Annotated in this window: 20 protein-coding genes and 1 other RNA gene; 12 read left to right on the top strand and 9 right to left on the bottom strand. The window is 36.0% G+C overall.

Annotated features, from left to right (window positions below; genetic code table 11):
- Window positions 1-40 precede the first annotated feature (40 nt).
- From tilS to accA, 3 genes are all read right to left on the bottom strand, one after another.
- Window positions 41-1,324, bottom strand: coding sequence for a tRNA lysidine(34) synthetase TilS (gene tilS / locus HSM_RS07265; protein ID WP_012340560.1), 1,284 nt, complete (start codon window positions 1,322-1,324; stop codon window positions 41-43).
- 74 nt (window positions 1,325-1,398) lie between these two features.
- Window positions 1,399-2,259, bottom strand: coding sequence for a pyridoxal kinase PdxY (gene pdxY / locus HSM_RS07260; protein ID WP_011609087.1), 861 nt, complete (start codon window positions 2,257-2,259; stop codon window positions 1,399-1,401).
- A 68-nt stretch (window positions 2,260-2,327) separates the two neighbouring features.
- Entirely contained in the window at window positions 2,328-3,281 is a 954-nt protein-coding gene (accA, locus tag HSM_RS07255; protein WP_012340559.1) for an acetyl-CoA carboxylase carboxyl transferase subunit alpha, read from the bottom strand.
- A 320-nt stretch (window positions 3,282-3,601) separates the two neighbouring features.
- Between accA and dinB the strand changes: the two genes are divergently transcribed.
- The 4 genes from dinB (at window position 3,602) to recD (ending at window position 11,400) form a co-directional block, all read left to right on the top strand.
- Window positions 3,602-4,666: a DNA polymerase IV gene (dinB, locus tag HSM_RS07250; RefSeq protein WP_012340557.1), complete on the top strand. Its 1,065-nt coding sequence runs from the start codon at window positions 3,602-3,604 to the stop codon at window positions 4,664-4,666.
- A gap of 82 nt (window positions 4,667-4,748) precedes the next feature.
- Entirely contained in the window at window positions 4,749-5,615 is an 867-nt protein-coding gene (gene htpX, locus HSM_RS07245) for a protease HtpX (protein WP_012340556.1), read from the top strand.
- 110 nt (window positions 5,616-5,725) lie between these two features.
- Window positions 5,726-9,376, top strand: coding sequence for an exodeoxyribonuclease V subunit beta (recB, locus tag HSM_RS07240; RefSeq protein WP_012340555.1), 3,651 nt, complete (start codon window positions 5,726-5,728; stop codon window positions 9,374-9,376).
- On the top strand, window positions 9,376-11,400 hold the full coding sequence (recD, locus tag HSM_RS07235; RefSeq protein WP_012340554.1) for an exodeoxyribonuclease V subunit alpha: 2,025 nt from the start codon (window positions 9,376-9,378) through the stop codon (window positions 11,398-11,400). Before recB ends, recD begins: the two co-directional genes overlap by 1 nt.
- 116 nt (window positions 11,401-11,516) lie before the next feature.
- Here the strand turns inward: recD and ddc are convergent, their stop codons facing one another.
- Both ddc and HSM_RS07225 read right to left on the bottom strand, forming a co-directional pair.
- Window positions 11,517-13,052, bottom strand: coding sequence for an L-2,4-diaminobutyrate decarboxylase (gene ddc / locus HSM_RS07230; RefSeq protein WP_012340553.1), 1,536 nt, complete (start codon window positions 13,050-13,052; stop codon window positions 11,517-11,519).
- A gap of 89 nt (window positions 13,053-13,141) precedes the next feature.
- Complete coding sequence (locus tag HSM_RS07225; RefSeq protein WP_012340552.1) at window positions 13,142-14,506, bottom strand: diaminobutyrate--2-oxoglutarate transaminase; 1,365 nt, start codon at window positions 14,504-14,506, stop codon at window positions 13,142-13,144.
- A gap of 419 nt (window positions 14,507-14,925) precedes the next feature.
- On the opposite strand from HSM_RS07225, the gene pdxA reads away from it, so the two are divergent.
- The 4 genes from pdxA (at window position 14,926) to HSM_RS07205 (ending at window position 19,021) form a co-directional block, all read left to right on the top strand.
- The gene (gene pdxA / locus HSM_RS07220) at window positions 14,926-15,927 is read left to right on the top strand and encodes a 4-hydroxythreonine-4-phosphate dehydrogenase PdxA (RefSeq protein WP_012340551.1); all 1,002 of its coding nucleotides are present in this window, start codon (window positions 14,926-14,928) and stop codon (window positions 15,925-15,927) included.
- A gap of 10 nt (window positions 15,928-15,937) precedes the next feature.
- Entirely contained in the window at window positions 15,938-16,936 is a 999-nt protein-coding gene (locus tag HSM_RS07215) for a 2-keto-3-deoxygluconate permease (RefSeq protein WP_012340550.1), read from the top strand.
- Complete coding sequence (locus HSM_RS07210) at window positions 16,933-18,162, top strand: four-carbon acid sugar kinase family protein (RefSeq protein WP_012340549.1); 1,230 nt, start codon at window positions 16,933-16,935, stop codon at window positions 18,160-18,162. The genes HSM_RS07215 and HSM_RS07210 overlap by 4 nt, the downstream gene beginning before the upstream one ends.
- 103 nt (window positions 18,163-18,265) lie before the next feature.
- A complete protein-coding gene (locus tag HSM_RS07205; protein ID WP_012340548.1) occupies window positions 18,266-19,021 on the top strand; it encodes a DeoR/GlpR family DNA-binding transcription regulator in 756 nt (251 codons plus the stop codon).
- A gap of 221 nt (window positions 19,022-19,242) precedes the next feature.
- Here HSM_RS07205 and ftnA (HSM_RS07200) read toward each other — a convergent pair whose 3' ends face one another.
- From ftnA (HSM_RS07200) to HSM_RS07185, 4 genes are all read right to left on the bottom strand, one after another.
- The gene (ftnA, locus tag HSM_RS07200) at window positions 19,243-19,740 is read right to left on the bottom strand and encodes a non-heme ferritin (protein ID WP_012340546.1); all 498 of its coding nucleotides are present in this window, start codon (window positions 19,738-19,740) and stop codon (window positions 19,243-19,245) included.
- A gap of 16 nt (window positions 19,741-19,756) precedes the next feature.
- On the bottom strand, window positions 19,757-20,242 hold the full coding sequence (ftnA, locus tag HSM_RS07195; protein WP_011609074.1) for a non-heme ferritin: 486 nt from the start codon (window positions 20,240-20,242) through the stop codon (window positions 19,757-19,759).
- A 337-nt stretch (window positions 20,243-20,579) separates the two neighbouring features.
- On the bottom strand, window positions 20,580-21,131 hold the full coding sequence (locus HSM_RS07190; protein WP_012340545.1) for a KdsC family phosphatase: 552 nt from the start codon (window positions 21,129-21,131) through the stop codon (window positions 20,580-20,582).
- Window positions 21,132-21,135: 4 nt separating this feature from the next.
- Window positions 21,136-22,071 carry a KpsF/GutQ family sugar isomerase gene (locus HSM_RS07185; protein WP_012340544.1) on the bottom strand — a complete coding sequence of 312 codons (936 nt, stop codon included), beginning with the start codon at window positions 22,069-22,071 and terminating at the stop codon, window positions 21,136-21,138.
- Between the two features lie 90 nt (window positions 22,072-22,161).
- Between HSM_RS07185 and rnpB the strand changes: the two genes are divergently transcribed.
- The 4 genes from rnpB (at window position 22,162) to HSM_RS07170 (ending at window position 25,370) form a co-directional block, all read left to right on the top strand.
- Window positions 22,162-22,549: RNase P RNA component class A (gene rnpB, locus HSM_RS10490), an RNA gene on the top strand.
- 216 nt (window positions 22,550-22,765) lie between these two features.
- Window positions 22,766-23,266, top strand: a complete 501-nt coding sequence (locus HSM_RS07180; RefSeq protein ID WP_012340543.1) for a CvpA family protein — start codon at window positions 22,766-22,768, stop codon at window positions 23,264-23,266.
- A 12-nt stretch (window positions 23,267-23,278) separates the two neighbouring features.
- Window positions 23,279-24,793, top strand: coding sequence for an amidophosphoribosyltransferase (gene purF, locus HSM_RS07175; protein ID WP_012340542.1), 1,515 nt, complete (start codon window positions 23,279-23,281; stop codon window positions 24,791-24,793).
- A complete protein-coding gene (locus HSM_RS07170) occupies window positions 24,783-25,370 on the top strand; it encodes a UbiX family flavin prenyltransferase (protein WP_041604193.1) in 588 nt (195 codons plus the stop codon). Before purF ends, HSM_RS07170 begins: the two co-directional genes overlap by 11 nt.
- Window positions 25,371-25,497 lie beyond the last annotated feature (127 nt).

The following is a 25,497-nucleotide window of genomic DNA, read 5'->3' as shown; positions in this document are numbered from 1 at the left end:
TTGGTTCTTAAAATAGCCCCATCAAGATGGGGTTATTTTTTTACTCACAATTATTAAAAAAACCTACCGCACTTTTAAATTTATTGCCATAAAAAATCAAGGGAATACGGGTGCGTTGCCATACAGGAACATTATGATCTTGCCAGCATTTTTTCATTTCTTGATGAAATCCTTGTGGGAGTTTAACTTTACCGGAATAGCGAAAGCGAATTTCTATTTTTTCCTGTGTCAGGGGTAATAAAATCTGTTTATTTTGCCATGTAACCTGCAAATGCTCATTTTTGGTTAGTAAACAAATTTCACCTAAATTATCCGGTAAATTAATGCATTCGTTAGCTTGAATATCTAGGCGAATATGACTTAAATCTTGTAATATCGGCGTAGCATAAAGACGTTTTTGATAACGGCGTAAGACCTGATTTCCAAGTCTACATGTCGGATTACGATCCTCTTGTGCTTGAATCATATTTCTCATAATATTATCCAACTGTATTGTTGAAGGCATCAAAATATGGAGATGTTGTAACCAAGTTCGTAGTAAGGCTTTTTGCTTTAAAATTGAGTAAGTAGCGAAATTGGCAATGGATAAAGTGCGGTCGAATTTATCGTAAATTTTATTAAATTCATCATTAAGCAATTCATTAATCAGTTGCTGCTGTTCAAAGCAATGTTGAGCACTACGTTGTACCGCATTATCAATAGATTGCCAACGCTGACGAAGTTTAGGCAAAATATCATTACGTAAAAAGTTACGTTCATAACGATTATCAGCATTACTTTCATCTTCAATCCAGCTAAGTTTTTCTGTTTTAGCATATTGCTCAAGTTGTTGTTTTGTGCAATGTAAAAGCGGGCGAAAAATAGGCAGATTAAAAACAACACTCTGTATTTGCATTGCCCCCAATCCCTGTAAGCCACTGCCACGTTTTAAAGCTAACAAAAAGGTTTCTGTTTGATCTTGTTGATGATGAGCGGTAACAAGAATTTCGTTGTCTTGTAGATGATTAGCAATCGCTTGATAACGGGCTTCACGAGCATCAGCCTCAATCCCTTTACGAGGATTAATCGTCACCTTTTCACACAGAAAAGAAATATCCAGTTGCTGACAAATTTGTCGGCAATGAATAGCCCAGTTATCTGCATTTTGACTTAATCCGTGATGAATATGGATTGCCCGTAAGGATAAGTGCGGTTGTTTTTTTCTGAGTTTTGCCAATAAAGATAACAAAACCGTTGAGTCCAGTCCGCCACTAAATCCTAGTAGAAGTTTAGTATGAGAGGGAAACTGATTTAACTGATTTTGTAACTGTTGTAATAAATCCATAGGGATTCCGATCGAAATCTATTGAACTTGGAAATATTAAAAGTAGGAGTGATAACCCCTACAATTTAATAAGATTAACCTATTTTTACTGCTTTATATTGGCTTTTCGGATTAACAATCCATTCACGAGCAGCAATAGTTTGAAGTTCATAGACGCCTGCATTATGTGTTGTTTCCATTACGTCATTTACTGTATTTGCAGTATGTTCAAATGCTTCAACATCCGATTTTCCATTCAGTAGGTTTGCAAGGAATAATCCGGCGGTTAAATCACCTACGCCAACAGGTTCTTTATTGAAATTATGTAATGGGCGACTGATATGCCAAATACCATCATTATTTGCCAATAACATTTCAAATTGTGCAGCATTCTTACCAACACGACTTAAATGTTTAACCAATACTTTTTTCGGACCTTTACTTAGAATCACTTTTACTGCTTCAATAGCCTGTTCAAAATTTTCAACCGCTAATCCGCTTAATTCTCTTAGTTCAACTAAATTTGGGGTAATAATATCTGCCTGAGCCATCGCAATTTTAATCAGTCCTTCTTTAACACCATCTGCAACAACACAGCCTTTATCAGGATGTCCCATCACCGGATCGCACAAATAAATTGCTTTTGGATTACGTTCTTTTATTTTATGAAAGGCTTTTATAATTTCTTCTACTTGTTCCGCTGAGCCGATATAACCGGACAGGACAGCATCACATTGATGAAGTTCTCCAATATTATCAATACCTTGTACAATTTCACCAATTTGTTCTTTGGGAATGACCATGCCGGTCCATTTTCCATATTGTGTATGGTTAGAAAATTGCACTGTATTTAACGCCCAAACATCAATGCCTAGCAACTGCATCGGAAATGTTGCTGATTTATTACCTGCATAGCCATAAACAACGTGAGATTGAATTGAGAGAATATTTTTCATTTTTTCTTCCTCTATAACATATCTATAAATAGAAAAGAGCGGTATAAGACCGCCCTATTTTTATAAAATTAGCAATAACCATAGCTCATTAATCGTTTGTAACGGCGATCTAATAAAGTCTCTTGATCTAATTTATCCAAGTCGGCAAGATCGGCTAACAAACGTTTTTTCAGATTATTTGACATAGTGTCATAGTTGCGATGTGCACCTCCTAAGGGTTCTTCAATTATGCTATCAATCAGTTTTAATTCGTGCAAACGAGAAGCTGTTAAGCCCATTACTTCTGCTGCTGTAGAGGCTTTTGCTGCACTTTTCCATAAAATCGAGGCACAGCCTTCCGGAGAAATAACGGAGTAAGTACTGTATTGCAGCATATTGATTTTATCACCAACACCGATAGCAAGCGCACCTCCCGAGCCGCCCTCACCAATTACTGTACAAATAATCGGTACTTTTAACATAGACATTTCACGTAAATTACGTGCAATAGCTTCAGATTGACCTCTTTCTTCTGCACCGACCCCCGGATAAGCCCCCGGCGTGTCGATGAAAGTAATGATTGGCAAGTTAAATCGTTCCGCCATTTGCATTAAACGTAATGCTTTGCGATAACCTTCAGGTGCGGGCATACCAAAGTTACGTTTTACTTTTTCTTTAATGCTACGTCCTTTTTGATGACCGATAATCATAACGGGACGTTCCTCTAGACGAGCCAATCCACCGACAATTGCTTGATCATCAGCAAAAGCACGATCGCCTGCCAGTGTTTGAAAATCTGTAAAAATATGTTCAATATAGTCTAAAGTATAAGGACGATTAGGGTGGCGAGCCATTTGAGATACCTGCCAAGCATCTAAATTAGCAAAAGTTTTTTGCGTTAGCTCCGCACTTTTCTTTTGTAAACGAGTAATTTCATCATCTAAATTAATCTGTTGATCTTGTTGTGAAACTGAACGTAAAGCCTCAATTTTCGCTTCTAATTCGGCGATAGGCAGTTCAAAATCCAAAAATTCTTGGCTCATCTGATTTTCCTAAAAATGGTTTAGCACAAAATAACACCGCATTTTAATAACATTTCTATTAAGGTGCAAATGCGTCCTGTATTCTATGCCTTTTTTGCAAAAAAATCAGTGATTTTATCAAAAATTTTAGCTGGTAGGACCGTATCGGAAAGAAGGAGAATAAAATGTACAGCTTTCAAAAAAGCATAGCTAAAAGACATTACTTGGAGAAAAATAGGTATAAATGATGTTAAATAAGAAAAACAACAAAAACTGTTTATTTATACAGTAAAAATGTTAGAATACGGTCAACTTTGAACATTTTAATCGCACTTTTAACAATGATGCCTCGTAAAATTATTCATATTGATATGGATTGCTTTTATGCATCTATTGAAATAAGAGATAAACCGGAATTGTATGATAGACCTGTTGCTGTGGGCGGATTGGCTAATCAGCGTGGGGTATTAAGTACTTGTAATTATGTTGCTCGTCAGTTTGGCTTACATAGTGCAATGCCAACATCGCAAGCACTGAAACTTTGTCCCGATTTGGTATTATTAGCTGTAAATATGCCTTTATATAAGCAGGTTTCGCAACAAATCCAACACATTTTTTTGCGTTATACGGATTTAATTGAACCTTTATCTTTAGATGAGGCTTATTTGGATGTAACGGATTGTCAAAAATGTTCAGGCTCAGCAACGTGGATTGCAGAAGAAATTAGACAAATCATTACTCAGGAAACGGGATTAACGGCATCTGCCGGCATTGCTCCGTTAAAATTTTTGGCTAAAATTGCTTCAGATCAGAATAAGCCCAATGGACAGTTTGTTATTAAACCTGAAGAAGTTGCAATGTTTATTAGGCAACTTCCACTGAAAAAAATTCCGGGAGTGGGAAAAGTGACAACGCAACGATTACAGCAAATGGGATTGGAAACTTGTTCGGATATTCAACAATTTGACTATCATGTTTTAATCGATCGATTTGGTAAAATAGGACATCGTATTTGGCAATTTAGTCAAGGTATAGATGAACGCCCTGTGCAGTCTCATCGTGAACCTAAATCTATCGGGCTGGAACGAACTTTAATGAAAAATATTTTGCAGGTTGAACAAGGTATTGAGGTTATCAATAGCCTTTATCCTCTTTTATTGAAACGAATTAAAAAGACTTGTCCTGCTATTCCCTTAGAACGTTTTTGTAAAATAGGCGTGAAATTAAAATTTTATGACTTCCAAATAACAACATTAGAAAAAAGTGCGGTGAAATGTTCGCAAGAAAATTTTGTAAAACTATTAACTCAAATTTGGCAACGACATCAAAATCGTTCTGTGCGTTTAGTTGGATTATATGTCAGTATTCCCACAATAATTGAGCAAAAACAAATGAGTTTATGGTAACAAATTTTTTTATTTTACCCTTGAGTTTCAATATTTTGTCCTTATCATAGGCAGAGAATTTTTAATGTAAAGGAACTTTATTATGATGAGAATTTTGCTATTTTTAGCAACTAACTTTGCCGTTTTATTTGTTTTTAACATTATTTTGACGTTGACCGGTATTCAACGCCAAGATGCGGTGGGATTGTTGATTTTTGCTACTTTATTTGGTTTTACGGGATCTATTATTTCTTTACTGATGTCAAAATCAATGGCATTACGTTCGGTAAATGGTCAAGTTATTGAACAACCTCGTAATGAAACGGAACATTGGTTGCTTCAAACGGTGCATTCACAGGCAGAAAGAGCAGGATTACCTATGCCGACAGTTGCCATTTATCATTCAGCGGATGTAAATGCCTTTGCAACAGGTGCGACAAAAAAGAATTCACTTGTTGCCGTGAGTACAGGATTACTAAATGCTATGACAAGAGATGAGGCGGAAGCGGTTTTAGCTCACGAAGTAAGCCATATTAAAAGCGGTGATATGGTAACGATGACTTTGTTGCAAGGTGTATTAAATACGTTCGTCATTTTTATTTCTCGAATGCTGGCAAAAGTTGTTGCTACAGATCGTGATGGAAATACCAGTCAAGGTATATATTTTATGATTTCAATGGTTCTTGAGCTTGTGTTTGGTGTATTGGCAAGTATGATTGCAATGTGGTTTTCTCGCTATCGTGAATTTAAAGCTGATGCAGGTTCAGCGGAATTAGTGGGTAAACATAAAATGATTGCAGCGTTACAACGTTTGAAAACATTGCATGAGCCACAAGAAATGGAGGGGCAGCTAGCTGCTTTTGCCATCAATGGAAAACGTGGAGGACTTGCTTCTTTATTCTTAAGTCATCCTCCATTGGAAAAACGTATTGAAGCATTACGTAATTTAGATAGTTTGAATGGCAAATAACATGAGAACGGAGCGGAAGATCTGCTCCGTTTTATTTTTACATCGGTTTGAAGGTTTGCAAAAAGAGTTTAGGTTAGGTAAATTAGTCAATATTCTATGTTCTATCGAAGATGCTTAATTTCATGACCAGCTTACAAGATCAATATTCTTCCTTACACATATCCGTCTTTCAACCTTTTAATCCTATTTCTACTCCGTTAAGTGCGGTCAGTTTAATTGAGGCATCTGCCGGTACAGGAAAAACTCATTCCATCGTTTCTCTTTATATTCGCTTGTTATTACAAGCGGGAGAAAATAATTTTTCTCAGGCATTGGAAGTTGATCAAATTTTGGTAGTAACTTATACAGAAATGGCAACACAAGAGTTAAAGCAACGTATTCGGGAACGTATTTATCAAACAAAACAAGCGTTAATTCAATATCAGCAACATCAAAATAAAACATTACTTGAAGATCAATTTCTGCAAGAATTACTGCCTTATATTAAAGACATCGATCTTGCAGTCTATCGTTTAACTTTAGCAGAACGAAATTTGGATATTTCCGCCGTTTCGACTATTCATAGTTTTTGTCGCCGAGTATTAATGCAATATGCCTTTAATTCGGGGGTACATTTTAATATGGAACTGGTGAGTGATGAATCTGAACTAATTCAACGTTTGGCAAATGAGCTATGGCGTGAAAATTTTTATCATCAGCCTTTGTCAGTCGCAAACTTCATTTTCAAAAAATTAGGATCGCCGAGGCAACTGGTATCTTACGTTTATAAATATCTTTCTCAGCCGCCAAAAGTAAATACCCAAAAACCGCACTTATTGGAGATTTCTCTGCAGCAATTTTTACATACTCAAGTTGAGCCTCAACTTAGTAAAATTCATCAATTTAAACAACGTTGGTTAGAAAATGAAAAAGCGTTAAGAGAGCTTGTCGCTTTAAAAAAATGGCGTAAAGATTGGTTTGAAAGTCGTTTTAATAAAATGCGAGTATGGGCAGAAAACGAGGATATTCAGCAACCTGAGGCGGCAAAATATTTTTATCAATTGGAATTAGATAAAAAAGAACCTTTAGTATCGCATGATTTATTTTCCGAATTGGAAAACTTAGTGACCAATGAAGTTACTCAAATTTCAAATAATTTTTCTGTACTTTTATACCATTGTGTTCATGAATTAAATCGTAAAATAATGGATTATAAACTTACGCATCAACAAAAGGGGTTTGATGATCTTTTACGTCTGGTACGCAATGCTTTATATCAACCACAAGGAGATAAATTAGCACAACTTATTCGCCATCAATATCCTTTTGCTATGATTGATGAGTTTCAGGATACAGATCAACAGCAATATGATATTTTTTATCAAATTTATATTAAAAGTGCGGTGAAAAATACGGGCTTTATTATGATTGGGGATCCTAAACAATCTATTTATAAATTTCGTGGTGCGGATATTTTTACCTATCTGAAAGCAACGGAACAAGCACAATATCGATTTAGTTTGGGCGAAAATTGGCGTTCTACACAACCTCTTATTCAGACGATAAATTATCTTTTTGATTTTCAAGAAAATTCTCCTTTTTTACATAAAAAAATTCCATTTCAACAGGTTGCTAAAGGATTATATTATGACACTCAAGGGAATCTTCTTCCCAACCGATTTTGCTTAAATGGAAGAATTGAACCTGCATTAAGAGGTTATTTGACTGACAACAATGACACACAACTTGCTGAAAATTGTGCTTTATCTATTGAGCAATGGCTACAAAGTGCGGTACAAAATCAAGCTATTTTAGATAACAAACCACTAAAAGCAAAAAATATTGCAGTTTTAGTCAGTAGTTTTACTCAAGCGGAGAAAATACAAAAAGCCTTAAGGGATAAAGGTATTGCATCAGTTTATCTTTCAGATCGTAGTAACGTTTTTGATAGTATCACTGCAAAAGAACTGTTGCATATTTTACGAGCTTGTTTAAATCCGTTAAATGAAAATAATATTTTAAATGCGTTGAGTACCGCTCTTTTTGCTAAAACCGGTGCAGAAATATTCCAAATTAAGCAAGATGAGAACTTATGGGAAAACTGTGTTGAGCGATTTATTGCTTACCAACAACAATGGCAAAGGCAGGGTATTTTACCTATGTTGCATCATTTATTTGCAGTTGAAAAAATTAATGAAAATTTACAAATGATGGAACAAGGTGAGAGAAAAATGACTGATTTGTGGCATTTAAGTGAGTTATTGCAACAGGCTACCCGTTTAAATGATACCGAGTCCTCCTTAGTTCGTTGGTTTGAGAAACAGATTCAAGGCGAAGAACGCTTGGAAGAACAAATTCGGTTAGAAAGTGATCGAGAATTAGTCAAGATTGTTACATTACATAAATCCAAAGGGCTTGCTTATGATTTAGTTTGGATTCCTTTTATTTGTAAGCCGTCCCTATTCCGAGATAATGCCATTAATACTTATTATGATGAAAATCAAGAACAAGTGTTATGGGATATGGATAAGCAACATTCCGATGAAATTGAAAAAGAGCGTATGGCGGAAGATATCCGTTTACTCTATGTTGCACTTACTCGAGCGAAATATCAGATTGTTATTAATCTTCCTCGCATTTTTGAGAAAAAATGGAATGCGTTACTTTATGTATTAACTAAGGGACAAATTGGTGTAAATAAAAGAATTGATGATGAATATGATGCAAAAAAATTGTTAAGTCCAATAATTGAGGAATTAGGTGAACAATGTGTTGAAATAGAGGAAGATAAAAAACTATTAGTAAGGAGAAATGAGTATATTACAGTGCAACAGGCATTGTCGCCGGTTGAAGCGGAAGAATTTCATGGCAAGATTGAGCGTAATTGGACTGTAACAAGTTTTACTGAAATGACCTACCGTCATCAACGTAACAGATCTTTAAATTCTCGACAAAAAGCACAGCAGATTGAAATATCCGGAGTTTTTGATCAAGCAAGAGATCATGATGTGAGAGAAAATGGTCATGATATGTCAGCGTCATTTGATATAAAGTTGAGTGCAGACTCTGATTATCCTGTAGGTTTTTCACCGTTTGATTTTCCTCATGGTGTCCATGTTGGTAGCGAATTCCATCGTTATTTTGAAAAATATAATATGACGCAGGCATTGAATGATGACCAATTATCTAAACTTTGTCAGACGTTACAATTAAGTGATGAATGGCAAAATCCATTGAAAAAATGGATAAATGCGATTTTTAATACGCCTTTAAAACAGGATATTGCAGGCTTTACTTTAGGCAATATCAAGCCACAAGATTGTTTAAAAGAAATGCAATTTTATTTGAAATTAAATCAATCATTTAATGAAAATGTCTTTAATCGGCTGTTAAGTAAGTATCATCATTTACCGTCATCACCGATACTGATGGATAGAATTAAAGGTATGGTGAGAGGTTTTATTGATTTGGTCGTTCGTTTTGAAGGCAAGTATTACTTATTAGATTATAAGTCTAATTTACTAGGCTATTCTTCTCAACATTATCAGCAAGACAATCTAATTCAAGTGATGTGTAATAATCATTATGATTGGCAGTATTTAATTTATACCATTGCATTACATCGTTATTTAAAAGAGCGGGATAAAAATTATGATTACCAACGTGATTTCGGCGGTGTACTTTATACTTTTTTACGTGGAATGAATGGAAAAGATAATTCCGGGATATTTTTTGATAAACCGGATTGGCGTTTGATTTCTGAATTGGAGAGTTTATTTTAATGCTAAATATTTTGTATCAACTTAAGGAAAGGAAATTTATTCAAGCTGGTGATTATTATTTTGCAAAGTTGATTGCAGATAAACAACGGGAATTAGATTATTCATCACAAGTTAAAAATTTAGCTATTTTACTTGCCGCACTTTGTAATTTTCATAACCAACAAGGACATACGTGCTTAAAAATAGAAAATTTTTCTTTTAGAAATCTGTTTAATTTACCTTATGCGGAAAAAAGTTACCTTATTGATATTAAAGAGAAAATAGGGAATATTACACAATCTGAATGGCAAAATTTACTCATTAATCATATCGCATTTACTCAAGATCCTATTAATGAGGTAAAGCCCTTGGTGCTACAAAATAATCGCCTATATTTTTATCGCACATGGCAAGATGAGCATCGAATTGCCGAATTTTTAATTCGAACAATAAAACAGAAAGAAAATCAACCATATCCGATAGAAAAAATTCAAGGCATCTTACAAAAATACTTCCCGGTAGAGCATGAAGATAATAGTTTAAAACAAAAGCATAATTGGCAGAAAATTGCTGTAGCAACGGCAATTCATCAACCTTTTTGCATGATTACAGGTGGACCTGGAACAGGTAAAACGACAACAGTTACTCGATTATTATTGGCATTACAGGAGCTGGCAGAGGGAAAATTAGTTATTCGCCTGGTTGCCCCAACTGGAAAAGCTTCAGAACGCTTAAAAATTAGTATGAAAAATTCCTTTAATTTATTGACAAAAAAGGAGTTAATTAAAGTTAGTGAACATATAAAAAATGCTATTCCTTTTAATGCTGAAACTATTCATAGTTTAATTGGTGTGCGATTTTTTGAAGAAAAGACGAAATATAATAAACGTAATCCACTACCGATAGATCTCTTGGTAGTGGATGAAGCATCTATGGTGGATTTGTTTCTAATGGCGAAATTATTACAAGCCTTGAAACCGAGTTGTAAGCTGATTTTGCTTGGCGATAAGGATCAGTTATCCTCTGTTGAAGCAGGAGCGATTTTGGCTGAATTAGGTACTTTTAGACAATATTCAATTAGTTCAAAGTTAGCAGATTATTTACAGCAAACAACAGGGGAAAACTTAGAACATCATGCAGATGAAAATCTTATTCGTGATTGTTTATGCAACTTAGAGGGCAGTCGTCGTTTCGGTAAACATCCTTATATTGGTAAATTAGCTCAATTAATTAACCAACAAAAAATTGCTGAAAGTTGGCAATTATTTCATCAATATCAACAAGAAAATAACACAAACGACACGGGAGAAATCAATTTAGTGGATTATTCTACACAATATGAACAAACTAATATTGATGAACAGCCATTAGCACACCATTATTCTCAATATTGCAGTCAATTGGTCGTGCAAAGTGCGGTGCAAAATTATGAAGAATATTTGCAACTTATTCACAAAATTACTGAAAATAACTTACCGATTAAACTGCATATTGCGGCTATTTTTGCCGCATTCAATAAAGTGAGATTTTTGACCGCACTTAGGGTAGGGGAACTGGGGAGCGAAAATCTCAATCAACTTATTGCGGAACAATTAAAGAAAAAAGGACTTGTGCAATTTAATCATAGTCGTGATTTCTATATTGGAAAACCAATCATTATTACTGAAAATAATAGCCGTCTCGGATTGGCTAATGGTGATATTGCGTTGTATTTAGCAGAAAAACAACCTGATGGTAGCTTAAAAGGGCATTTTTGGTTTGAAAATGGTAAGGCTGAATTAGCAAGTCGTATTCCTGAGCATAGTCCAGCATTTACCATGACTATTCATAAATCCCAAGGTTCAGAATTTTCCCATACCTTTGTGGTTTTGCCTTGTGAAGCCAATCCTGTTTTATGTAAAGAACTGGTTTATACTGGAGTAACAAGAGCAATCAATCAAGTTACTATTTTTTCCGACCGCAAAATATGGAATATGGCGGTGAGTAAAGCGACTGAGCGTCAAAGTGGGTTGGGTGAAGTATTGAGGAAATTAATGGTTGATTAACTTGTTATGAACAATAGAGCTTTCAATAAAATTTGTAAAAAGTTAAAAAATTGACCGCTCATTAATCAATTCAAGGCTGATAAGCGGTCTGATTTAGGTATAATTTTGCCAATCGTTTAATCAATAGGCGGGATATAGGTGCCGTTTACAATAGAATCTTTGATGCGTTCTGATTCTGCCAACACTTGTGCTAATAAGGCTTTCACATTTTCAAGAGTAGCAATTGGGCTTAAGGTTGTCATTTTCAGTGATTGCTTGTTACCGACTTTCGTGACACCAATATTCGCTTCACCACGAGCAAACAGCTCATCAGCCACGTTTTGGTTCAATGTATCCACAAATTCTGCCGGATAGCCTTTCGGCACAACACGGAACAGCACTGAGGCAAATTGTGCAGGTACTAACATTTCCAAGCCTTCGGTAGCAGTAATGTAAGCCTCAACCTCTTTTGATAAATACACACCGTGATCAATCATTGAAGCATACAGATTTTCACCCAAGGCTTCTACCGTAAACCATAATTTTAACGCATCAAAACGACGAGTTGTTTGCAGTGATTTTGCTACTAAGTTTGGTACACCATGTTCTTCGTCATATTCTGAGTTGAGGTAATCTGCCTTGTAATCAATGAAACGATAATTCGCCTCGTCTTTTAACAAGAATGCCCCACAAGAAATGGATTGGAAGAAATGTTTGTGGAAGTCGAGTGTAATCGAGTCGGTTAATTCAATTCCATCTAAGAAATGACGGAAATCTTTCGATAATAATAAAGCACCTCCCCAAGCAGCATCAACGTGTAACCACGCTTGGTATTCGTCCGCCAATTTGCGGATTGCTTTTAAATCATCAATCGCACCAGCATCGGTTGTGCCTGCAGTTGCTACAATACAAGCTACGATTTTACCGTCAGCTTTTAAGTCTGCTAAGGTTTTGGCTAACGCTTCTAAGTCCATTTGAGCATTGGCATTTGACGGCACAGTGACTACCGATTGGAAGCCCATTCCCATCATCGCCATATTTTTTTGTACCGAGAAGTGTGCATTTTCCGAGCAAACCACTTTCACGTTTTTCATTGCCTCAGCAGGAATACCATTCGCTTGCACCGACCATTCAGAGCCGTCTTCATTTTTCCAACGGTTCGCAATCGCCCAGTCACGAGCTAACAATACGCCCATTAAATTCGACTGCGTACCACCTGAAGTAAACACCCCAGCTGTACCTTCACCATAGCCGACTTTTTGGCGTAACCAGTCGATTAAATGCTCTTCCATAATAGATCCCGCAGGGCTTTGATCCCAAGAGTCCATAGATTGGTTAGTCGCATTAATTAACACTTCTGCAATTTGGCTGGTCACCATTGTCGGGCAATGTAAGTGAGCTAAAGAGTGTGGATGGTGAACTTTAAGGCTTGGGTTGAGGAAAATCTCTACCAAATGCTCAAGAGATTTTTGCACTCCCACTCCCTCTTTGGTCGGCTTGAAGCCGTCAATCAAGGCTCGCATTTGCTTGATCGAACCGCCGGTGTACATTTTTTCATTTTTTAGCCAATTTGATACCGCTTGTACCGCATTGTTCATTGCGGTTTCATAATCCGCAATAGATTGTGGATCGCTACAAAATAGCGATTGTCTGTGTTTGGAAATATCTGTCATTTTTGTTATCTCATTCAATGCTATATACAATTCAAGCGGTCAAAATTCGCAAATTTTTTGCAAAATATGACCGCTTGTTTTATCAAAAATTAACCACGTACCGCTTTCACAGCTTCGGCTACAGATTGCTTAAAGCGTTTAATAAATTCCTCGCATTCTGCTTGGGTAATGTTTACTGCACAAAGCACACGCACCACATTTCCACCACGACCACCACGCTCTAGTAACAATTTGTTTTTAAAACAATATTTTTGAATAGCTACCGCTAAATCGCAATCACGTGGGTAAGCACCTGTTGCATCTTTGGCTTGATGTTCGTCTACAATGTCAATACCCATCATTAAACCCTTACCTCGCACATTCCCGATACAAGGAAACTCTTGGCTTAATTCAGTTAAGGCTTTAGTTAAGTATTCACCCCGCTCTTTTGCGTTCTGAGCCAAGTTTTCTTCACGCATAATTTTGAGAGAAACATAGCCTGTTGCCATCGCTAATTGGTTTCCACGGAATGTGCCTGTATGACCTGCCGGTTGCCACGCATCAAACTCTTTTTTAATCGCTAATACCGCTAATGGCAAACTACCGCCAATTGCTTTTGACATTACTACAATGTCGGGTTCAATATTTGCATGTTCAAAGGCAAACATTTTTCCTGAACGACAGAAACCGGCTTGTACTTCATCCACAATCATTAAAATGCCGTGTTTTTGGGTTACTTCACGTACTTTTTGTAAGAAGCTGATTGGAGCCGGAACAACACCGCCTTCACCTTGAATAGCTTCCAAAATTACTGCTGCCGGTTTTACCACACCACTTTCTACGTCTTCAATAAAGTTTTCAAAATAATGTTCAACCGCTTTCACACCAGCCTCACCGCCAATACCAAATGGGCAACGGTATTCGTGTGGATAAGGCATGAATTGCACACCAGGCATTAAACCTTGCACAGCATTTTTTGCACCTAAGTTACCGGTTAAAGATAATGCACCGTGTGTCATACCATGGAAACCTCCAGAGAATGCAATGACATTGCCACGACCTGTATAGGTTTTCGCTAATTTTATTGCCGCTTCATTAGCATCTGCTCCTGATGGACCGGTAAATTGTAAGATGTATTTATCCTTAGGGAAGAAAGAGAGTAATTCTTCGGTAAAAGCATCTTTTAATGGAGTGGTAATATCTAAAGAATGTAACGGCAAACCGCTGTCTAAAACATCTTTAATTGCTTGAATTAATTTAGGGTGATTATGACCTAATGCAAGCGTTCCTGCACCAGCTAAGAAATCGAGGTATTCATTACCTTCAACATCAGTTACCCAAACGCCCTGTGCTTTTTGATAAGCAAACGGCAGTTTACGCGGGTAACTACGCACGTTTGATTCCATTATATCTTGGCGATCTAAAAAGTATTGATTTGAAGCAAGAGTTGCTTGAACAGGGGTTTTAATTGTCATTGAAATAAACCTTCTAAAAGAGGTGAAAAAAATAAGTCGGGTGCCTTGCGGAGGAAGCCTAAGCTCTCAAATCCAGAGAGACTAGACGCCATGGGGCATTTGACTCGCTACTTATTAAAAAAAGCGTTCCAGCTTTTTTGTTTTTACCCTATTTGTCCCAAGATAGGATAGGTTGGAAACAAACTTAAATGTAGGGTTACATTTAAGAGGCGTAATGATACCGTTTTTTGCTAAAAAGGGAAGTGTTTATTCAAATTAAATAACATTTTACTTTTCTAATCTGCTTTATAACCCTTACCTTTAGATTAAATAAAATCAATGCGATTAAAAAAGATCATTTTTTGACTTTAATCACATTTTTATCTCTTTATTTGCGATATAATTTGCTAAAAATGATTAATTTCAATCAAGGAGTGGAAATGAAACCTATTTTAGGAATTACGATGGGAGATGCCGCAGGTATCGGCCCAGAAGTTATTATTAAAGCATTGGCTGATAAACGGATTTATGAGTTAGCACACCCAGTTGTTATCGGCGATCAAAAAATTATGCAACGAGCTTTACCTATTGTTCATTCAGAACTGAAATTAAGAATATTAAATGATCTAGATAGCTTTACGGCAGAGTATGGTGTTATTGATATTTTAGATTTGAATAACTTATCAGAAGATTTGCCTTTTGCTCAAATTGATCCTCGTGCTGGTAAAGCGGCTTATGAATACATCGAAAAAGCCGTTAAGTTAGCGATGGAAGGGAAAATCCAAGCTATTGTTACAGCCCCTTTAAATAAAGAGGCATTACATGCAAGTGGTAAAATGTTTCCCGGTCATACTGAAATTTTAGCTACCCTTAGTAATACTAAAGATTACTCAATGATGCTAACCAGCGAAAAACTCAACGTTATTCACGTTACTACTCACGTCCAACTTCGTAAAGCTTGTGATTTAGTTACTAAAGAACGAGTTGCCACTGTTATTGATTTGGCAGAAGAAAATGCTCGTATTCTTGGTTTTAAAGAGCCTCGTATTGCTGTTGCCGGTTTAAACCCTCATTCTGGTGAAAATGGAATGTTTGGTGATGAAGATCAAAAAGAAATCGTACCTGCAATTCTAGCAGCTCAAGCCAAAGGATTTAATGTTACAGGACCTATACCACCGGATACTTTATTTCATCGTGCAGCTAATCTAAACGAGTTCGATATTGTCGTCGTGATGTACCACGATCAAGGACATATCCCTATCAAATTATTAGGTTTTGATACAGGTGTAAATGTTACTGTCGGTCTTCCATTTATTCGAACATCTGTCGATCACGGCACTGCATTTCCGATTGCAGGAAAGGGAGTTGCCGATAGCCGTAGTATGTCTGAAGCACTCTATCTAGGTGCAAAAATGGCAAATATCAAATATGCAACACACTAAGGAGATTAATATGTCTACTCAAGTATCTAAATCCATCGTTCCAATATATGATGGTATGAACAAAATTCCCGGTGGGGCAATGGTCATATCGCTAATTTTTGGTTCTATTATTGGTACGTTTTTGCCTGACTTTTTGAATTTAGGTTCATTTACGACAGCTTTATTCAAATCATCAGCAGGCTCACTTATTGCACTCCTAATTTTCGCAACAGGTATGCAAATTACTGTGAGAAGTTCCGGTCCTGTTCTTGCTCATACCGGCATTGTATTATTATTTAAAACAATTATACCCGCTCTTTTAGTTGTTTTTTTAGGATTATGGGTGGGAAATGATGGTGTTATGGGTGTTTCTTTATTAGCTATGCTTACTGTTGTGGCTAATTCAAATGGGGGTATTTGGTTAGCATTTACAGGAAAATATGGCGATTATAGAGATAAAGGGGCTTATATTGCTTCTGCAGTTAATGACGGTCCTTTCTTTGTTTTACTATTTTTAGGTGTATCGGGATTAGCTGATATTCCTTTCTCATTGATGCTTGCAGCTGTTATTCCTCTGATTGTTGGTATGGTTATTGGTAACTTAGATCCTAAATGGACAGAACTAATGAAACCAACTAGTGCTATTGTTATCCCTTTCTTTGCTTTCGCATTAGGTACAGGTATTAACTTACAAGCCATTATTACTGGTGGAGCAACAGGTATTATTTTAGGTATAGTAGCTTCTCTCTTTACAGGTTTCCTTGTGTTTATCGGTTACAAAACTATTTTAAGACGAGGTAATCAATCAGGGATTGGATTTGCTGCTGGTACTACTGCTGGAAATGCCATAATTACACCTGAAATTGTTGCTCAAGCTGACCCTACACTAGCACCTTTTGTGCAAACTGCTACTGCACAAATTGCAGCTGCTGTATTAGTTTCCGCTGTTTTAGCTCCATTATTTGCGGCTTGGGTTTTAAAACGTCAAGGTGGATTAGCACAAGAAACAGTAAAAGGGGAAAAGCTATGAAAGAAACTCTCTTAGTTATTGCAGATGATCTTACCGGTGCAAATGATACCGCAGTTATGTTTGCTGAAGCAGGATTTAACACTGTCTTAAAAACTAAAGTTTCGGCATTAGCACAAATGCAATCTGATAAAGCTCAAGTAATTTCTGTTTCTACTGACTCAAGAGCTATTGGAGAAAAGGCAAAAGAACAAACTCAAATTGCAATTAGTAATGCTATCCAAAATGGTATTGGGCAAATTTACCTCAAAATTGATTCTACAATGAGAGGCTCTGTAAAATATCAAATTGAAGGTGCTATTGAAGCGTGGGCTAGTTTATATCCGGACGTTAAAGCAATTATTTGTCCTGCATATCCAGAAATGGGGAGAACGATAGAAGCCGGTCATTTATATGTTAATAGTGTTCCTGTAAAGGAAACCGCTTCAGGCAAAGATCCTATTTGCCCTGTACTGTCTTCCTCTATGCAAGAATTATTGCCTGATGCTCAAGTAATTCCGTGTGATACGGTCGATAATTTGCAGGCATCTATTGAAAATAGTGAATATAAACAGATCGTTATTGATGCTAAAACGCACGAAGATCTTGCAATTATTGCAAAAGTTATAAACCATATAGGAAATAAAATTATTCCTGTTGGCTCAGCTGGATTAGCACAGAAATTGAAAAATATTCAAAATAAACCGAGACCAAAGCGAGAGATTACATTAGGTAGAACATTAATTGTAGTAACATCAATCCACGAAACAAGCCAGCTTCAAGTTGATGAATATGTTTCAACTTTAGGTGGAAAATCGATTGTATTTCATCCTTCACCTTCGCAGTTGATGAACTATTCGCAGTCAGAACATTCACTAAAACTACAATTAAACGCTCTAATACGTTTTAGTAAGGATAATGTGATTATTCGAGCAAACCCAGCAAAAGTCGTAAATGCAAAATCGGCAAATATTACTGAAACCGCTAAAGAAATTTCTCAACACTTAGCTGATTTAAGTAAATTCTGCCTTGATAATGAAAAATTTGATAGTCTTATACTATTCGGTGGAGATGGGGCTGCAGCATTATTGGAGCAAATGAATGTAACTGAAATGAACGTATTATATGCAGTAGTACCGGGAGTGCCTTTATGCTCAATTGAAGAAGGTAACTATTCAGACATCGTTGTAATGACCAAATCCGGTGGATTTGGAAGCGAAGTACTTTTAAGCCACATAATGGAGAAATAATACTAAAGAACCTAAAGCAATAATGTTTTAGGTTCTTTAATTTTCACTATCTTATTTTCAAAAAATTATTTATAGTAAAATAATTACAAATAAGAGAGTTTATATGTCTAAAAATCGTCTAGAACAGATTTTACTATTTCTAAAAAGTCATAATATTGCTACCGTAGAACAGCTGGTAAAGGTTACTGATGCTTCTCCTGCAACTATCCGCCGTGATTTAATAAAATTAGATGAAGAAGGTGTTGTAATTCGTACACACGGAGGAGTAAGTTTAAACCATTTTATTCCATTCCAACCAACTACAAATGAAAAGCAACTTAAGCAAATTACTGAAAAAGAGCGGATAGCCGAATATGCCGTTTCTCTCATTTCTCCGGGAGACTCTATTGTATTAGATGCAGGTACTACAACTTTGTGCATTGCAAAAAAAATCGCTCATATGCCACTTCGAGTGATTACGACTGATCTGCATATCGCTTTATTACTTTCCGAATATAAACAAATAGAATTGACCATAACCGGGGGAAGAGTGGATAATAGTAGCCAATCCTGTATCGGTAACCATAGCCTGATTTTATTGAATAACATTAATCCTGATATTGCTTTTGTAAGTTGTAATTCTTGGAGTTTGGAAAAAGGTGTTACCGCACCTACAGAAGAGAAAGCCCATTTAAAAAGAATGCTCCAACAAAATGCCAAACAAAAAGTATTAGTTGCCGATAGCAGTAAATATGGAAAATATTCCTTATTTTGTGCGACTCAACTTAATAACTTTACACAAATTATCACAGATAAAGGACTGTCTACTGAATATTGTCAATTACTATCAAGTGATATCTTTAAACTGTCATTAGTATGATTCTACAAATGATTATTTTTTTACTCATTTTGGTAAAAGGTATAGCAACTCAAAAAGAGACCTTTATTATAATCCCACAAAAACGTGCTTAAGTGAGAGATTAATAGCAACATCACTTGATGGAAAATGTACTTAGATAGAAAAAACTTAAGCTCAAACTAATCTGACAGATATGATAATTTTAAACAGGGACTGTCAGATTAGATTTGATCTTCTATAGATTATACTTTACTTGTCAAATCACCAAGGTCTTTATCTATTAGATATAAACATTTACCATCTTCACCAAGAAGATTAATTTTATCTAAAATACCACTAAATAACTTCTCTTCTTCATGTTGCTCTGCTACATACCATTGTAAGAAATTGAAAGCTGAATAATCTTTCTCTTCAAAGGTTTTTCCGACTAATTCATTGATTTTGCAGGTAATGAGTTTTTCATGTTCGTATGTTAGTTCAATTACTTGTTTTAATGAATCAAATTCATGTGGCGGTTCATCAATAGCCGTAATGATTGCCGAAGCACCTGTTTCATTCAAATAAGTGAATAACTTACGCATATGTTGCATTTCTTCTACTGCATGTGCGGCTAAAAATTTAGCTGTTCCGTCAAAACCGTTTTGCTCACACCAAGCACTCATTTGTAAATACAGGTTAGAAGAATAAAATTCTAAATTCATTTGATCATTTAATAATTTGATAACATTTGCTGATAACATATTTTTGTCCTATCTATTATAAAGTAAGTAAATCACGATCGATAAAGTAAAGAGAACGACCGTCTTCGCCCATCAAATTGAATTTATCAATAATGCCGGTAAATAATTTTTCTTCTTCATGTTGTTCCGCAACATACCATTGTAAGAAGTTAAATGTTGAATAGTCTTTGGTTGCAAAAGTAATTTCAACTAATTCATTGATTTTACTAGTTACAAATTTTTCGTGTTCTAAGATTATTTCAAAAATTTCTTTTAAAGATTTGTAATCATTTTTGGGTGCTTCAATTTTACCTAACAGAGGCATACCACTTGTTTCACTTACATAAGTAAATAATTTATGCATATGTTGCATTTCTTCATCTGCATGTCGAAGTAAAAATGCAGCTGCACCTTCATAGCCGTTATGAGCACACCATGAACTCATCTGTAAATATACATTAGATGAATAAAACTCTAAGTTAATTTGTTCATTTAACTTAGTAATAATAGCTTGATTTAGCATAGCGAGTTCCTTTTTTATTGATGAATAAAACAGGTTTTATTTTAATCAGTTTTTCATGGAATGCAACTTTTATTTTTTTATAAGTTATTAATTTAAAAGGGTATTTTTAATAATAACTATTGTTATTTAGAATACGAATAGGTAATTATGATGTAAGGTTTAGCTTATGTAAGTGCGGTGATCGATAATGTGGTTATTAAATTAATGAATGAATGGGTAGAATGTGAAAAGTATTTTTTACGTTGCTTGCGGGGATTTTAGTTGTGTTTAGAGATATTTTACAGACAAGTAACAGTCCGCTTATTTTGTATGTGGACTGTTATTTTCATTATCTATTTTATTGCACCATCTTGTTAACTGCTTTGAGAATACCTTGTGCTGTGGAATAGACACTTGCTTTTCCTTGAGCTTTTAAAATCATATCAGACATTTCTCGAAAGGCACCTTTCCCCCCTGGTAAACTCAAAATATGATCAGCACAATCTTTCACATAGTCCATCGCATCATTTACGGCAAAAGACAATCCGCAAACGGAAAATGCGGGTAAATCAACGCTATCATCACCAATGTATGCAGTTTCTTCGGGTGTTACACCTGCTTTTTTGATTAATTCAAAACAAGCACTCTCTTTTTCTAATTTACCTAAGAAAAATAAATTGATGCCTAAGTCTGCAATGCGTTTACGTAAGATAGGGGAGTCTCGACCAGATAAGACTGCAACTTGAATGCCATTTTTGATTAACATACAGATACCCAGTCCATCACGCACATGGAAACTTTTCATTACTTCCCCGTTGGCATCATAATGCAATAAGCCGTCTGTTAGTACACCATCAATATCGGTAATAACCAGCTTAATTTTTTGTAATTTTTCATTTAATAACATCATGGGATTAACTCGAAAATTCAACTAAACCTATCACTTTATTCTGATCATCTACAACGACTAATGAATGAATTTTTTTCTCTTTCATAAAGTTTTCCGCTTCAGACAGATAAGTATTATAGTTAATAGTTTTAGGATTGGAAGTCATAAGATCTTTGGCGATTTTGTTAAGTGTATTAGTTCCGTTTGCACTTAATGCACGGCGAATATCGCCATCGGTAATAATACCTTTTAAATTTTCATTTTCCATGACAAGAGCAACCCCCATACGACCTTCATTCATAACGGTTAAACAACCAGTAAAGTTTGTGTTTTCTGTTACTTTTGGTAAACGAACTTGCATTTGATCTTTCACTCTACATAACAAACGACGACCAAGACTACCGCCTGGATGAAATTTGGCAAAATCAGCCGGTTGAAAGTTTCTGGCTGTAATTAAAGAAACCGCAAGAGCGTCGCCTAAAGCTAACGTTACTAAAGCCGAAGTTGTTGGAGCCAGATTATTGGGACAAGCTTCACGCTCAACACTGATATCAAGGATATAGTCGGCATGTTTTGCTAAAGTAGAATTCAGGTTACCTGTTAATGCAATGATTTTATTGCCAAAATTTTTTAAGCTGGGAATCAATTTATTAACATCGTCACTTTCACCGCTATAAGAGATTAACATCACAATGTCAATAGGCTTTAACATACCTAAATCACCATGAAAAGCCTCTGTTGGATGTAGAAAAAAACTTGGTGTTCCTGTTGAGGCAAATGTAGCAACCATTTTTTTACCAATAAGTCCGGATTTCCCGATTCCGCCAACAACTAATCGTCCTTCACAATTTAAAATAAGCTCAACAACCTGATTAAACTGTTGATTTAAATTTTGACTAAGTTTAGCTAAAGCATTTTGCTCGGCAGCTAACGAATTTCGAGCGATTTGTAAGTAATTCATCGTCATTTCCTCATTGAAAAGTGCGGTTATTTTACCGCAAGTTTTGGGTGAACTCTATATTTTATCTGAATTTTACGCTATACTCCGCATTGAGTTAGTCAGGCAATCGCTGGTTTGTTGAAATCTTTAACCGTTTTTAAACGACTTAGAGGCATAAGTAAACGAGAGGAAAGTCCGGGCTACATAGGGCAGAGTGCCGGATAACGTCCGGGAGGCGTGAGCCTACGACCAGTGCAACAGAGAGCAGACCGCCAATGGCTCGTAAGAGATCAGGTAAGGGTGAAAGGGTGTGGTAAGAGCACACCGCATGAATGGTAACATTTTATGGCATGGTAAACTCCACTCGTAGCAAGACCAAATAGGAACTCAATGAGTTGCCCGCTCAGAGTTCGGGTAGGTTGCTTGAGCGTATGTGTAAATATACGCCTAGATGAATGATTGTCCAAGACAGAACCCGGCTTATCGACTAACTCAACATCTCTCATCTAGTGTTTTAGTGAATAGACAGATGGATTTTAAACTGAAAGGATACATTTCCTGATATTTCCATCTATATTTTTAGACGACAATTCTGATTTCTTCTTTTTTATTTCGATTAAATTTGCATAAAGCGTGAATTTAGACTACGCAAACGTTTTCCTTTTTTGCTAGAATAAGTGCGGTCTTAAATTGATGGGATTTTAGAGGTTACCTAATGAACAATTATCTTGATTTAATGATTATCGGAATAATTTTATTCTCTATAATTGTCAGTTTATTGCGAGGGTTTGTGCGTGAAGTTATGTCGCTTGCCAGCTGGATTGTTGCTTTTTTGGTGGCAAATAATTTTTATCCCTATTTAGCAACTTATTTAACTCAAATAGAAGCACCTTATGTTCGTAATGCGGTTGCTATTGCAATCTTATTTGTAGCAACTTTGATTGTTGGTGCAATGCTTAACTACATTATCAGTCAGTTAGTTGATAAAACAGGTTTAACCGGAACAGATAGGGTATTAGGTGCTTGCTTTGGGTTGCTACGAGGTATATTAATCGTGGCGGCATTGCTATTTTTTATTGATTCTTTCACAAACTTTGCACAGAGTGATTGGTGGAAAACATCAAAATTAATACCGCACTTTGGCTTTATTGTGGAATGGTTTTTTGAACAAATACAAGCAAATTCAAATTTAATAAATTCAACATTGAATAAATAAGGAACGTGAAATATGTGCGGAATTGTGGGTATTGTTAGCCATAGCCCTGTAAATCAGTCTATTTATAATGCCTTGACGGTATTGCAACATCGGGGGCAAGATGCGGCTGGGATTATCACAGTAGATGAAGAAAATCGTTTTCGCTTACGAAAAGCAAATGGATTGGTAAGTGATGTCTTTCAGCAAGTTCACATGCTACGTTTACAAGGGAATGCGGGAGTTGGTCATGTGCGTTATCCTACTGCCGGAAGTTCCAGTGTCTCTGAAGCTCAACCATTTTATGTAAATTCACCTTACGGTTTAACTTTGGTGCATAACGGAAATTTAACAAATTCAGAAGAGTTAAAACAAAAACTCTTTACCTTTGCTCGCCGTCATGTCAATACCAATTCGGATTCGGAAATTTTGTTAAATATTTTGGCTCATCATTTGGATCAAACAACACACCCTTTATCTACGCAGGATATTTTTGAGGCAGTTAGAGCTACTCACAAAGATATTCGTGGTGCTTATGCTTGTGTTGCAATGATGATTGGTTATGGCATAGTTGCATTTCGTGATCCAAATGGTATTCGTCCGTTAGTATTAGGAAAACGTGAAGATGAGGTAAGCGGTAAAACAGAGTATATGTTTGCTTCTGAAAGTATCGCGTTAGATATTGCTGACTTTGAATTTGTTCGTGATGTAGCACCGGGAGAAGCCGTTTATGTTACTTTTGATGGTCAGTTATATGCACAACAATGTGCAGAAAATCCTAAGTTAACGCCTTGTATTTTTGAATATGTTTATTTTGCTCGTCCGGATTCTTATATTGATGGCGTTTCTGTTTATGCAGCTCGTGTTCATATGGGAGAGAATTTAGGACAAAAAATTGCAAAAGAATGGAAAGATTTAGATATTGATGTTGTTATTCCCATTCCTGAAACCTCTAATGATATTGCGTTACAAATTGCACATATTTTAAATAAACCTTATCGACAAGGTTTTGTGAAAAATCGCTATGTGGGAAGAACCTTTATTATGCCGGGGCAAACTCAGCGTGTAAGTGCGGTACGTCGTAAACTCAATACTATCTCTTCTGAATTTAAAGGTAAGAATGTGTTGTTGGTTGACGACTCTATTGTGCGAGGGACGACTTCGAAACAGATTGTCGATATGGCAAGAGCAGCAGGAGCAAATAAGATCTATTTTGCCTCAGCGGCACCGGAAATTCGTTATCCAAATGTGTATGGTATTGATATGCCTACTAAAAATGAATTAATTGCTTATGGACGAGATGTTCATGAAATTGCTACACTCATTGGTGTGGATAAGCTTATATTCCAAGATCTTGATGCTTTAACCAGAGCTGTTCAGCAAGAAAATCCGGCAATTAAAGATTTTGATTGTTCTGTCTTTACCGGTGTTTATGTTACTGGAGATATTACCTCAGCGTATTTGGATCAAGTTGCCGATTTACGTAATGACAAAGCAAAGAAAAAGCGTGAAAAAGATGCCACGAATCTCGAAATGCACAATGAAGCTTAAAAAAGACTGTTTAATTATTGGCATCACCGGTGCATCTGGTGCCATTTATGCTATTCGGTTGTTGCAAATTTTAAAATCCCTTCCGGAAATTGAAACGCACCTTATTATTAGCCAAGCGGCGAAACAGACTATTGCACTTGAAACACAATTTACGGTACAACAAGTCCGAGAATTGTCCGATAAAGTTTATGATATTCGTGACATTAGTGCGGCAATTTCTTCCGGATCTTACCGCACTTTAGGCATGGTAATTTTGCCTTGTTCAATAAAAACCCTGTCAGGTATTGCACATAGCTATACCGATGATTTAATGACAAGAGCTGCTGATGTATGCTTAAAAGAACGTAAACCGTTGGTATTATGTGTACGTGAAACACCTTTACACTTAGGACATTTACGTTTGATGACTCAGGCGGCAGAAATAGGTGCACAGATTACCCCTCTAATGCCCGCTTTTTACCATAAACCCAGTAACTTAGATGATATTATTAACCAAAGCGTCAATCGTGTATGTGATCAATTTGGTATTGAATTAGAACAAGATTTATTTCTTCGCTGGGGAAGTGAGGGAAAATAAGGTAACTTACCTTATTTTTAGCGTGTCGTTTAGTACAAATATAAGTTGATAACAAAATGAATCAATGCTTTTAGTTTAGCGTAAACATGATGGGGTAAATGCTTTGTTACGTTGTAGCTTTAAAAGT

Origin of the sequence: Histophilus somni 2336 (genome assembly GCF_000019405.1) — a bacterium.
GTDB lineage: Bacteria > Pseudomonadota > Gammaproteobacteria > Enterobacterales > Pasteurellaceae > Histophilus > Histophilus somni.
Note: the sequence above shows the minus strand (reverse complement) of the source record. Positions and strands in the feature narration are given on the sequence as shown.

What these genes read in the sequence shown, in the direction of transcription:
- ftnA (WP_011609074.1), bottom strand. Translation starts at nt 20,242, where the DNA reads ATGCTAAATCAAGCTATTATTACTAAGTTAAATGAACAAATTAACTTA.
- HSM_RS07180 (WP_012340543.1), top strand. Translation starts at nt 22,766, where the DNA reads ATGAACAATTATCTTGATTTAATGATTATCGGAATAATTTTATTCTCT.
- HSM_RS07210 (WP_012340549.1), top strand. Translation starts at nt 16,933, where the DNA reads ATGAAAGAAACTCTCTTAGTTATTGCAGATGATCTTACCGGTGCAAAT.
- HSM_RS07185 (WP_012340544.1), bottom strand. Translation starts at nt 22,071, where the DNA reads ATGAATTACTTACAAATCGCTCGAAATTCGTTAGCTGCCGAGCAAAAT.
- purF (WP_012340542.1), top strand. Translation starts at nt 23,279, where the DNA reads ATGTGCGGAATTGTGGGTATTGTTAGCCATAGCCCTGTAAATCAGTCT.
- ddc (WP_012340553.1), bottom strand. Translation starts at nt 13,052, where the DNA reads ATGACAGATATTTCCAAACACAGACAATCGCTATTTTGTAGCGATCCA.
- pdxA (WP_012340551.1), top strand. Translation starts at nt 14,926, where the DNA reads ATGAAACCTATTTTAGGAATTACGATGGGAGATGCCGCAGGTATCGGC.
- accA (WP_012340559.1), bottom strand. Translation starts at nt 3,281, where the DNA reads ATGAGCCAAGAATTTTTGGATTTTGAACTGCCTATCGCCGAATTAGAA.
- ftnA (WP_012340546.1), bottom strand. Translation starts at nt 19,740, where the DNA reads ATGTTATCAGCAAATGTTATCAAATTATTAAATGATCAAATGAATTTA.
- tilS (WP_012340560.1), bottom strand. Translation starts at nt 1,324, where the DNA reads ATGGATTTATTACAACAGTTACAAAATCAGTTAAATCAGTTTCCCTCT.
- htpX (WP_012340556.1), top strand. Translation starts at nt 4,749, where the DNA reads ATGATGAGAATTTTGCTATTTTTAGCAACTAACTTTGCCGTTTTATTT.
- HSM_RS07170 (WP_041604193.1), top strand. Translation starts at nt 24,783, where the DNA reads ATGAAGCTTAAAAAAGACTGTTTAATTATTGGCATCACCGGTGCATCT.
- dinB (WP_012340557.1), top strand. Translation starts at nt 3,602, where the DNA reads ATGATGCCTCGTAAAATTATTCATATTGATATGGATTGCTTTTATGCA.
- HSM_RS07190 (WP_012340545.1), bottom strand. Translation starts at nt 21,131, where the DNA reads ATGATGTTATTAAATGAAAAATTACAAAAAATTAAGCTGGTTATTACC.
- HSM_RS07225 (WP_012340552.1), bottom strand. Translation starts at nt 14,506, where the DNA reads ATGACAATTAAAACCCCTGTTCAAGCAACTCTTGCTTCAAATCAATAC.
- HSM_RS07205 (WP_012340548.1), top strand. Translation starts at nt 18,266, where the DNA reads ATGTCTAAAAATCGTCTAGAACAGATTTTACTATTTCTAAAAAGTCAT.
- HSM_RS07215 (WP_012340550.1), top strand. Translation starts at nt 15,938, where the DNA reads ATGTCTACTCAAGTATCTAAATCCATCGTTCCAATATATGATGGTATG.
- recB (WP_012340555.1), top strand. Translation starts at nt 5,726, where the DNA reads ATGCTTAATTTCATGACCAGCTTACAAGATCAATATTCTTCCTTACAC.
- pdxY (WP_011609087.1), bottom strand. Translation starts at nt 2,259, where the DNA reads ATGAAAAATATTCTCTCAATTCAATCTCACGTTGTTTATGGCTATGCA.
- recD (WP_012340554.1), top strand. Translation starts at nt 9,376, where the DNA reads ATGCTAAATATTTTGTATCAACTTAAGGAAAGGAAATTTATTCAAGCT.